The sequence below is a fragment of the Humidesulfovibrio sp. genome (genome assembly GCF_035560995.1).
GTDB lineage: Bacteria > Desulfobacterota > Desulfovibrionia > Desulfovibrionales > Desulfovibrionaceae > Humidesulfovibrio.
Genome location: NZ_DATMYK010000322.1, coordinates 1 through 9,033, shown reverse-complemented (window position 1 = coordinate 9,033; position 9,033 = coordinate 1). Strand labels below are relative to the sequence as shown.

At 66.9% G+C, this 9,033-nt stretch carries 10 protein-coding genes; 7 read left to right on the top strand and 3 right to left on the bottom strand.

The window, feature by feature from the left end; translation table 11 throughout:
* Nucleotides 1-726, bottom strand: a 726-nt coding sequence (locus tag VN419_RS12995; RefSeq protein WP_325647644.1) for a TPM domain-containing protein, incomplete at its 3' end; no start/stop codon positions are given.
* Nucleotides 726-1,379 carry a LemA family protein gene (locus VN419_RS12990; RefSeq protein WP_325647643.1) on the bottom strand — a complete coding sequence of 218 codons (654 nt, stop codon included), beginning with the start codon at nucleotides 1,377-1,379 and terminating at the stop codon, nucleotides 726-728. The genes VN419_RS12995 and VN419_RS12990, both read right to left, overlap by 1 nt.
* Before the next feature lie 214 nt (nucleotides 1,380-1,593).
* On the opposite strand from VN419_RS12990, the gene VN419_RS12985 reads away from it, so the two are divergent.
* The 6 genes from VN419_RS12985 (at nucleotide 1,594) to VN419_RS12960 (ending at nucleotide 7,685) form a co-directional block, all read left to right on the top strand.
* Complete coding sequence (locus tag VN419_RS12985) at nucleotides 1,594-2,277, top strand: TylF/MycF/NovP-related O-methyltransferase (protein WP_325647642.1); 684 nt, start codon at nucleotides 1,594-1,596, stop codon at nucleotides 2,275-2,277.
* Nucleotides 2,278-2,443: 166 nt separating this feature from the next.
* On the top strand, nucleotides 2,444-2,827 hold the full coding sequence (gene gcvH, locus VN419_RS12980) for a glycine cleavage system protein GcvH (RefSeq protein ID WP_325647645.1): 384 nt from the start codon (nucleotides 2,444-2,446) through the stop codon (nucleotides 2,825-2,827).
* Between the two features lie 24 nt (nucleotides 2,828-2,851).
* Nucleotides 2,852-4,189: an aminomethyl-transferring glycine dehydrogenase subunit GcvPA gene (gene gcvPA / locus VN419_RS12975; protein WP_325647641.1), complete on the top strand. Its 1,338-nt coding sequence runs from the start codon at nucleotides 2,852-2,854 to the stop codon at nucleotides 4,187-4,189.
* Complete coding sequence (gcvPB, locus tag VN419_RS12970; RefSeq protein WP_325647640.1) at nucleotides 4,186-5,631, top strand: aminomethyl-transferring glycine dehydrogenase subunit GcvPB; 1,446 nt, start codon at nucleotides 4,186-4,188, stop codon at nucleotides 5,629-5,631. Before gcvPA ends, gcvPB begins: the two co-directional genes overlap by 4 nt.
* A gap of 15 nt (nucleotides 5,632-5,646) precedes the next feature.
* Entirely contained in the window at nucleotides 5,647-7,023 is a 1,377-nt protein-coding gene (locus tag VN419_RS12965; protein ID WP_325647639.1) for a dihydrolipoyl dehydrogenase family protein, read from the top strand.
* Nucleotides 7,024-7,103: 80 nt separating this feature from the next.
* Complete coding sequence (locus tag VN419_RS12960) at nucleotides 7,104-7,685, top strand: hypothetical protein (protein WP_325647638.1); 582 nt, start codon at nucleotides 7,104-7,106, stop codon at nucleotides 7,683-7,685.
* Nucleotides 7,686-7,790: 105 nt separating this feature from the next.
* Here the strand turns inward: VN419_RS12960 and VN419_RS12955 are convergent, their stop codons facing one another.
* Nucleotides 7,791-8,258 carry a hypothetical protein gene (locus VN419_RS12955; RefSeq protein WP_325647637.1) on the bottom strand — a complete coding sequence of 156 codons (468 nt, stop codon included), beginning with the start codon at nucleotides 8,256-8,258 and terminating at the stop codon, nucleotides 7,791-7,793.
* Between the two features lie 193 nt (nucleotides 8,259-8,451).
* On the opposite strand from VN419_RS12955, the gene VN419_RS12950 reads away from it, so the two are divergent.
* Nucleotides 8,452-9,033, top strand: a 582-nt coding sequence (locus VN419_RS12950; protein ID WP_325647636.1) for a DUF488 domain-containing protein, incomplete at its 3' end; no start/stop codon positions are given.

Sequence of the window (9,033 nt, the reverse complement as noted above, 5' to 3'; positions counted from 1 at the left end):
GCCGGAGAGCATGCCCAGCAGCATGCCGAGCAGAAACGAACTGCCCCGGCCATCGCCGCCGAAGCCGCCGCCCGGCCCGCCAGAACCACCGCCGGGACCGCCCCTGCGGCCCAGGAAGGCGATGGCCAGCACAGTGACCAGCACCAGCAGGCCCAGAGTCAACCAGGAGAAGCCGCCTTCTTCCTGCCGCTTGGCGGGCGCGGTGGCATTGGCCGCCGAGGCCGCGTCGCCGCCCGGGGGCGCCAGCGCGGTCTGAATGGCCTGCACGGACTGGGACAGGCCCAGGGCGTAGCGCCCGGCCTTGAAGTTCGGCACGGTGATCTCGCGCTGGATGCGCTTGGAGAGCACGTCGGTGAGGCGGTCTTCAAGCCCGCGGCCCACCTCGAAGCGCACCCGCGCCTCGGCCTTGGCCACCAGGATGAGCACGCCGGTGTTGCCCTCCTTGTTGCCGATGCCCCACTCGCGCGCCACGGTGTTGGCGTAGCCGGAGATGCTCTCGCCCTCAAGCGAGGGCACGGTGAGGACGACGATCTGGTTGCCGGAAGCCTCGGCGTAGCGCCGAAGCTCCGCGCCCAGGGCGTCCTTCTCCGCCGGGGGCAGCAGGCGGGCGTTGTCCACCACCCACTGCCCCCCGTGCGGAGGAACGGCCAGCGCCAGCGCGCCGGAAGGTGCGAAAGCCGTCAGCGCCGCGAAAAGCAGCGCCAGGACGGCCAGAACCCGCTTCACTACTTGTCACCGCCAGCGGCCGGGGCCGGAGCGGCCGGAACGGCGGGAGCGGACTTGCCGAAGCTCACCTTGGGCGCGGCCTGGGCCGCTTCCTCGGCCTGGAACACCTGGCGCTCCTTCACATGGGCCATGAGGGAATTGACCAAGCTGCCGGGGAAGGTGCGGATCTCCACGTTCAAGGCGGTCACGGCCTTGTTGTAGTTGTCGCGCTCGATCTTGATGCGGTTCTCCGTGCCCTCAAGCTGGGCCATCAGGTCCTGGAAATTCTTGTCGGCCTTCAGGTTCGGGTACTGCTCGGAAACCACCATGAGCTTGCCCAACGCGGCGGAGAGCTGGCCCTGCGCCTGGTTGAACTGCTGGAGCTTGGCCGGGTCGGTCAGGGTGCTGGCGTCGAGTTTTACCTGCGTGGCCGAAGCGCGCGCGGCGATGACGGCGGTAAGCGTCTCGTTCTCGTGGCTGGCGTAACCCTTCACGGTTTCCACCAGGTTGGGGATGAGGTCGAGCCTGCGCTGCAGGGCGCTGTTCACCTGGCCCGCCATCTGCTCGCACACGGCGTCCGTGGTGATGATGGTGTTGGACTTGGACACCAGGGCGGTGCCGCCAAGAATAATAATACCGGCGAGAATGATGCCGACGATGGCAAGGGGTTTCATTCGGGCTCCTCGTTGTCGTGTTGCGGCGGGCCAGGGGCGCCCGGCGATTGGGTTCAAGTGCTGCCCATAGGTGGGCATCCCGGCACATTCTGTCAAGGTTTCGCCGCCACGTACATGGCCGGGGCGGGAATTATCAGGAAAAACAAACCTCCGATAGACTGGCACGTACTCTGCATATATCTTTGCAGTGTTTAAAACATGCCAAGGAGGAACCATGACCGCCGAGATGAAACTCTCCGTCGTGCAGCTCTTGCAGGGCAATGTGACAGCCTGGGAAGACGGCTACCATCAGGCTATGTTCCAGACCATCATGCCCGGCAAAATAAAGACCGCCCGCATGATGCGCTACGAGTACAAGGACAGGGCCATGCTCTACGCCTACATGCACGAGAAGCTCGTGCCGTCCGGCGCGCCCATCGACTTCCTGGAGTTCGGCGTGTTCCGCGGCCAGAGCCTGAGCGCCTGGCTGGACATCAACCGCCACCCGGATTCGCGCTTCTTCGGCTTCGACAGCTTTGAGGGCCTGCCCGAGGACTGGGACTACGGCGGCAGGAAGAAGGGCGACTTCACATGCGACGGCGAGATCCCGGACATCGACGACCCGCGCGTGAGCTTCCACAAGGGTTGGTTCAAGAACACCCTGCCCGGCTTCCTGGACACCTTCAAGCCCCGGAACAAGATCGTGGTCCATATGGACGCCGACCTGTACAGCTCCACCGTGTACGTGCTCATGCAACTGGACCGCTTCCTGCCCAAGGGCACGCCGGTGGTCTTCGACGACTTCGGCCCCAAGGACGACTTCGCGGCCCTGTGCACCTATGCCCGCTGCTGCGGCAGGAACTGGGAGGCCATCGCCAGCCGCGACGACATGGGCAAGATCGGGGTCGTCATCCGCTAGCGGACGCGCCGAATTTCCTTCGCCGCACCCTCGCCGCACGTCCTTCGCCCCGCGCCGTTCCTGGCATGGCGGGATGCTGCTCCACGTCAAAAATCAGGGTTTTCATTCGCGCCCGGGAATGCTATTAGGCGTCACCCGTAAACAACCTTCCTGAACGGAGGATATCCTGATGATCCCGAACGACCTGAAGTACGCCAAAAGTCACGAGTGGGCCAAGATCGAGGGCGACGTCGCCACCATCGGCATCACCCATTTCGCCCAGGAGCAGCTGGGCGACCTGACCTTCGTGGACCTGCCCAAGGTGGGCGCCACCCTCACCGCCGGAGCCGAGATGGGCTCGGTCGAGTCGGTCAAGGCCGCCAGTGAGCTGTACTCTCCCGTTTCCGGCACCGTGGTCGAGGTCAACGCCGCCCTGGAGAACGCGCCCGAGGCCGTGAACCAGGACCCATACACCGCCGGCTGGATGCTCAAGGTGAAGCTTTCCGCCGCCCCGGCCGGCCTGCTGGACGCCGCGGCCTACGCCGACGTCTGCGCCGCCGAAGCCCACTAGGCCCTTTTCGGCAAGGAGACCCTCATGCCCTACGTTCCCCATACCCCGGAGGACATCCGGCGGATGCTCGGCGTCATCGGCGCGCCCAGCGTGGCGTCGCTGTTCGACGAGATTCCGGCCAGCCTGCGCCCCAAAAGCTTCGACCTGCCCGCGGGCAAGAGCGAAATGGACGTGCTGGCCCACCTGGAAGGCCTGGCCAAAAAGAACGCCATCGACAACGTGAGCTTCCTGGGCGCGGGCTTCTACGACCACCACATCCCGGCGGCCGTGGACGCGCTCTCCATGCGCAGCGAGTTCTACACCGCCTACACGCCCTATCAGCCCGAGGCCAGCCAGGGCACGCTCCAGGCCATCTTCGAGTACCAGACGGCCGTGACCCGCCTTACCGGCCTGGCCTTCGCCAACGCCAGCGTGTACGACGGCGGCTCCGCGCTGTTCGAGGGCGCCATGATGGCCGTGCGCCACACCGGCCGCCGCAAGCTCGTGGTGTGCGAGGCCGTGAGCCCCATCTACCGGGTCATGCTCGGCTCCTACACCTCGAACCTGCACCTGGAGCTGGTCACCATCCCCCACAAGGACGGCATGTGCGACCTGGCGGCTTTGACGGCCGCTCTCGACTCCGACACCGCCGCAGTTGTGGTGCAGAACCCCAACTTCTTCGGCACCCTGAGCGACTTCACCGCGCTCTTCGCCGCGGCCCGCGCCGCGGGCGTGGTCAGCGTCATGAGCGTGTACCCGGTGCTGCAGTCGGTGCTCAAGTCTCCCGGCGAGATGGGCGCGGACGTGGCCGTGGCCGAGGGCCAGAGCCTGGGCCTGCCCCTGTCCTTCGGCGGGCCGTACCTGGGCATCATGACCTGCAACAAGGAGCTGGTGCGCCAGATGCCCGGCCGCATGGTGGGCCGCACGGTCGATACGGAAGGCCGCACCGGCTACGTGCTGACCCTGCAGGCGCGCGAGCAGCACATCCGCCGCCAGAAGGCCACCTCGAACATCTGCTCCAACCAGGCCCTGTGCGCCCTACGCGCGCTGATGCACCTGTGCCTGCTGGGCCAGGAAGGCCTTACCCGCACGGCGGAGACCTGCATCGAGCGCGCCCACTACGCGGCCGAGCGCCTGACCGCCATTCCGGGCGTGAAATTGCTCGGCGGCGATGCGCCCTTCGGCAACGAGTTCGCCGTCAGCCTGCCGGTGAACGCCTATCAGGTCATCGACAAGCTCACCGCGCGCGGCGTGGTGCCCGGCTTCCCTCTGGGCCGCTACTACGACGGCCTGGAAAACGCCCTGCTGGTGGCCTGCACCGAAAAGACCTCAACGGAATCCATCGGCATCTTTGCCGAAATGCTGCGGGGGGCCCTCAAATGAGCACCGTCTTCAAGAAATCCACCGACGGCCGCGAGGGCGTTTGGCCCACCAAGCCGGAAAAATCCGCCGCCGACCTTCTGCCCGCAGGACTCCTGCGCCAGAAGACCGCGGGCCTGCCGTCGCTTTCCGAACTGGACGTGGTGCGCCACTTCACCGGGCTTTCCAAGAAGAACTACGGGGTGGACGGCAACTTCTACCCCCTTGGCTCCTGCACCATGAAGTACAACCCCAAGTTCGCCGAAACCGCGGCCGCCATGCCCGGCTTCACGCGGTTGCACCCGGTGCTGCCGCAGCTGAAAGGCGCGGGCCGCATGTGCCAGGGCGCCCTTGAGGTGATGTACGAGACCGAGCGGCTTTTGTGCGAGCTTTGCGGCATGAAGGCCTTCACCCTGCATCCCATGGCGGGCGCGCACGGCGAGCTCACCGGCGTCATGATCATCGCCGCCTACCACAAGGACAAGGGCAACAAGAAGACCAAGATCATCTGCCCGGACAGCGCCCACGGCACCAACCCGGCCAGCGCGGCCATCGCGGGCTATGAGGTGGTCAACCTGCCGTCCAAGGACGGCATCGTGGACCCGGACGAGCTGGCCAAGGTGCTGGATGACGAGGTGGCGGGCATGATGATGACCTGCCCGAACACCCTGGGCCTGTTCGAAAAGAACCTGCCCAAGATCGTCGAAATGCTGCGCAGCGTGGACGCCCTGCTCTACTACGACGGCGCGAACCTGAACGCCATCATGGGCAAGATGCGCGTGGGCGACGCGGGCTTCGACGTGGTGCACCTGAACCTGCACAAGACCTTCGCCACGCCCCACGGCGGCGGCGGCCCCGGCGCTGGCCCGGTGGGCGTTTCCGAGCGCCTGGTGCCCTACCTGCCCATCTCCCGCGTGGAGAAGCTTGAGGACGGCCAGTTCTTCCTGAACTACGACTTCCCCAAGTCCATCGGCTACGTGGCGCCCTTCTATGGCAACTTCGGCGTGGTGCTGAAGGCGTACGCCTACATCCTGCGCCTGGGCGGGCAGGGCCTTACCCGCGCCACCGAGGCCGCGGTGCTGGCCGCAAACTACCTGCGCAAGCGCCTGGATTCGCACCTGGAAGTGCCCTACGACCGCGTGTGCATGCACGAGTTCGTGGCCACCAGCTGCAAGCAGGCCACCTGCGGCGTGCGCGCCCTGGACATCGCCAAGATGCTCTTGGACAAGGGCTACCACGCCCCGACCATCTACTTCCCGCTCATCGTCAAGGAAGCGCTCATGTTCGAGCCCACCGAGACCGAGAGCCTGGACACCCTGGACCAGTTCGCGGACGACCTCATCGCCCTGCTGGCCGAGTCGGAGAAGGACCCGTCCTTCGCCACCTCGGCCCCGCGCACCCTGCCGGTGACGCGTTTGGACGAGACCCGCGCGGCCCGCAGCATGGAACTGACCGACGACCTGTAAGATCAGAAGAGGCTTATGACGACATACGACTTGGTAGTGCTGGGCGGCGGCCCCGGCGGCTTCGACGCCGCTGTGGAGGCCGCCGCCTCTGGCCTCAAGACCGCCCTTGTGGAAGCCGCCGACCTTGGCGGCAGTTGCCTGAACCACGGCTGCATCCCCACCAAGCTCTGGCTTGGGGCCACCAGCGCCATCGAGGAGCTGGCCGCCCAGGCCAAGGCCCGCGTGGCCGCGGGCTCGGTCACGGTGGACTTCGCCGCGTTGCAGGCCAAGAAGGACCGGCACCTGGCCGCCACGCGCAAGGCCATGGGCGTGCGCCTGGGCCAGCTGGGCGTGGAGCTCTTCGCCGGGCGCGGCCGCGTGGCCGGAAAGAACGCCCTTGAGGTCAAGACGGCGGACGGCGCGCAGACCCTGGGCTTCCGCAAGCTGCTGGTGGCCACGGGCTCCCGTCCGGCGGCCTTTCCCGCCCTTGCGCCCGATGGCAAGCGAGTGGTGGACTCCACCGGCTTTCTGGCGCTTTCCGCCATGCCGCAAAGCCTCATCGTGGTGGGCGGCGGCTTCATCGGGCTGGAAATGGCCCAGGCCGCGCACCGCATGGGCGCAAAGATCACCATCGTGGACGCCCTGCCCCGCCTGGCCGGGCTGGAAGACCCCGAGGTGAGCAAGGCCCTGGAGGCCGTGTTCAAGCGCCAGGGCTGGGACATCCGCCTGGGCGTCAAGGTGGCCTCGGTGCAGACCCAGGCCTCCGATTCCGGCGAGGCCGCGGTGCTTACCCTCGACGGCGGCGAGGAGCTGCTGGCCGAATGCGCGCTCGTGGCCATTGGCCGCAGGCCGAACAGCGCGGACCTGGGGCTGGAGTCTCTGGGCGTCGCGCTCAGCGGCCCGGGCTACATCGTCACCAACGAATATCTTGAGGCCGCCCCGGACGTGTACGCCGTGGGCGATGTGAACGGCCGCATGCTGCTGGCCCACGCCGCCAGCCACCAGGCCCACTACGTGGTGGCGCGCCTGCTGGACAAGGAACGCGCCCCCTACGACTCCGGCCCGGTGCCGAGCATCCTCTACGGTTCACCGGAGGTGCTGCGCGTGGGCCTCATGGCCGAGGAAGCCAAGGCCGGGGGCGAGACCGTGCTGGTCTCCCGCGCCAACCTCATCGCCAACCCCATCGCCCAGGCCCACGCGGCCACGCAGGGCTTCGTCAAGTGCGTATGGCGACAGGGGCGCGTGGTGGGCATCACGGCGGTCGGGGCGGATGTCTCGCGCATGGCCGTGGCCGCCACCATGATGGTCAAGGCTGGCTGGACGCGCGAGGACGCCGCGGGCTTCATGTTCCCGCACCCCACGCTGGACGAGTCGCTCAAGGCGGCGCTTCTGGCCGACAAGGAAGCCGCGTAAGCGGCGATCGCAAGACAGGCGCCGCGTAAGACGGCGAGTACAGCACAACGCCGCGCGCACAGCCGCGCAAGGAACATATTGTGACCACCAAGAAGACCGCCGCCGAAAAGAAAGACGCTCCCGCCGCCAAGACCGCCAAGAAGGCCGCGCCCCTCATCTGCACGGCCATCCCTGCGCAGCCGGAGTTCGACATGTTCACCTACTGCGAACTGGCCGGTGAGACGCGCCTGGAGCACGACCTGCTGGAGGAGCTGGAGCCCCGTTTCGACGGCTGGCAGCAGCACCTTAAGGCCTACCGCCTGTCCACCGGCGGCGAGACCGATCCCGGCTTTCTCATCCTCTGGCTGGAAAAGCCGGTGGAGGACGAGGTGGAAGGCATCTGGCAGGACTCGCCCTCGGCCGGCATGGCCTTCCACAACCTGGCCATCCACATGGTGATGAGCGCCATGCAGAACCTGGTGCCCGAGCTGGCCGACCGCGGCTGCGCGCCCCTGCCCAAGCCCACCAAGGACGTGCTGGCCGCCTTCAAGAAGCTCGGCCTCGTCTGGAACAAGGAAGGCACAGTGAACCGCCAGTTCGCGGTGTTCACCAACATGCCCGCCCTGGCCAGCTGCGGCACCTGCATCCTCAAAGCCAAGTGCGAGAGCCCGGCCAAGGACTAGCCTTTCCGACGAACGCGAAAAAGGGGCGATCCACCGGCATGCGGCGGGTCGCCCCTTTTCCATTGGCCGCGCCCTGGCGGCTGAAGCCGGGCGGCGGCGAAAAATCTACAGGTAGGCCACGGAGGCCAGCGGCGACATCTCGCCGAAGAAGGCCTCCACCGCGGCTCGCTCGTCCGCGCGGATGCGCAGGTCGGACACGGGCAGCGGTTCCTGTACCCCGGCGTAGAGTTTCAGGGCCCGGTCCACGAAGCTGGCGGGCAAGAAGGCCGCCTGCACCTCGTAGTCGTTGCCGCCCCAGGACAGGGTAAGAGGAATGATGTGCGTGCTCAAGGGCTTGCAAAACACCAGGTTGCCCGTGTGCACCAGGGTCTCCAGCACGCCCTGCGGAAAGCTGATGGCCCAGCGGGCCAGGATCTCCGTGAAGATGGGCTCCAGGGCCAGGTAGTAGTCCGGGTCCACCTTGCACATCAGCGACTGTCCAGGGGTGTTCAGAACCGTGGGCGAACTTTGGTAGCCGCTGGCCAGGCCTTTTTGCAGGCGGGTCAGGGCGTCCTGATAGTCCTTCATGGGCATGGGCATGTCTCCTTACGTGGTGGCCGTGCTGGCGGCGCAAGAGCCGCGGGCGACGCGTCTGTCGAGGGCGCACGCAGGATACATGCCCCTGGCCCGGCCCGCAAGCCCCGGTACCGGAGTATGTAATTTACGTGATTCGCTTGACGGATACAGGTCATTTTCATACACGGTGCAACAGGAGGCTACGTCTCTTATGCCCACCCCCCTGGCTCCGTCCCAAGCCGTGTTCACCGCCGGATTCTCCAACCTGCCTCCGGAGAGGTTCCTCAACAATCTCCGCACCTATGACATACAGGTGCTGGTGGACGTGCGCTCGCGGCCTTACTCGCGCCACGCCCCGCAGTTCAACAAGGATCAGGTGGAAGCCTTGAGCAGGCGCTGGGGGCTGCGCTACCTGTACCTTGGCCGCGAGCTTGGCGGCATGCCCGAGGATCCGGACTTCTACGACCCGCAGGGCTACGTGCTGTACGACCGCATCGCCGCGCAGCCCTGGTTCGAGGCGGGCATCGACCGCGTGCTGGACGACCTCGGCCAGGGCGGCCGACTGGTCCTCACCTGCGCGGAGGACAACCCGCGCCGCTGCCACCGCAGGCTGCTTCTGGGCCGCGTGCTGCGCGAGCGAGGCATCGGCGTGGCGCACATCCTGGCCAACGGCGGGCTCATCTCCGAATCCGAGCTGCTGGACGAGGAAATTTCACAGCCCAGGCAGCTCTCCCTGTTCGGAACCGACGGGCCCGAACCCGCGCCCCGCTGGAGATCCGCCCTGCCCCTGGCC

Coding starts and splice junctions, on each gene's coding strand:
- VN419_RS12990 (WP_325647643.1), bottom strand. CDS start 1,379: ATGAAACCCCTTGCCATCGTCGGCATCATTCTCGCCGGTATTATTATT.
- VN419_RS12985 (WP_325647642.1), top strand. CDS start 1,594: ATGACCGCCGAGATGAAACTCTCCGTCGTGCAGCTCTTGCAGGGCAAT.
- gcvPA (WP_325647641.1), top strand. CDS start 2,852: ATGCCCTACGTTCCCCATACCCCGGAGGACATCCGGCGGATGCTCGGC.
- gcvPB (WP_325647640.1), top strand. CDS start 4,186: ATGAGCACCGTCTTCAAGAAATCCACCGACGGCCGCGAGGGCGTTTGG.
- VN419_RS12965 (WP_325647639.1), top strand. CDS start 5,647: ATGACGACATACGACTTGGTAGTGCTGGGCGGCGGCCCCGGCGGCTTC.
- VN419_RS12955 (WP_325647637.1), bottom strand. CDS start 8,258: ATGCCCATGAAGGACTATCAGGACGCCCTGACCCGCCTGCAAAAAGGC.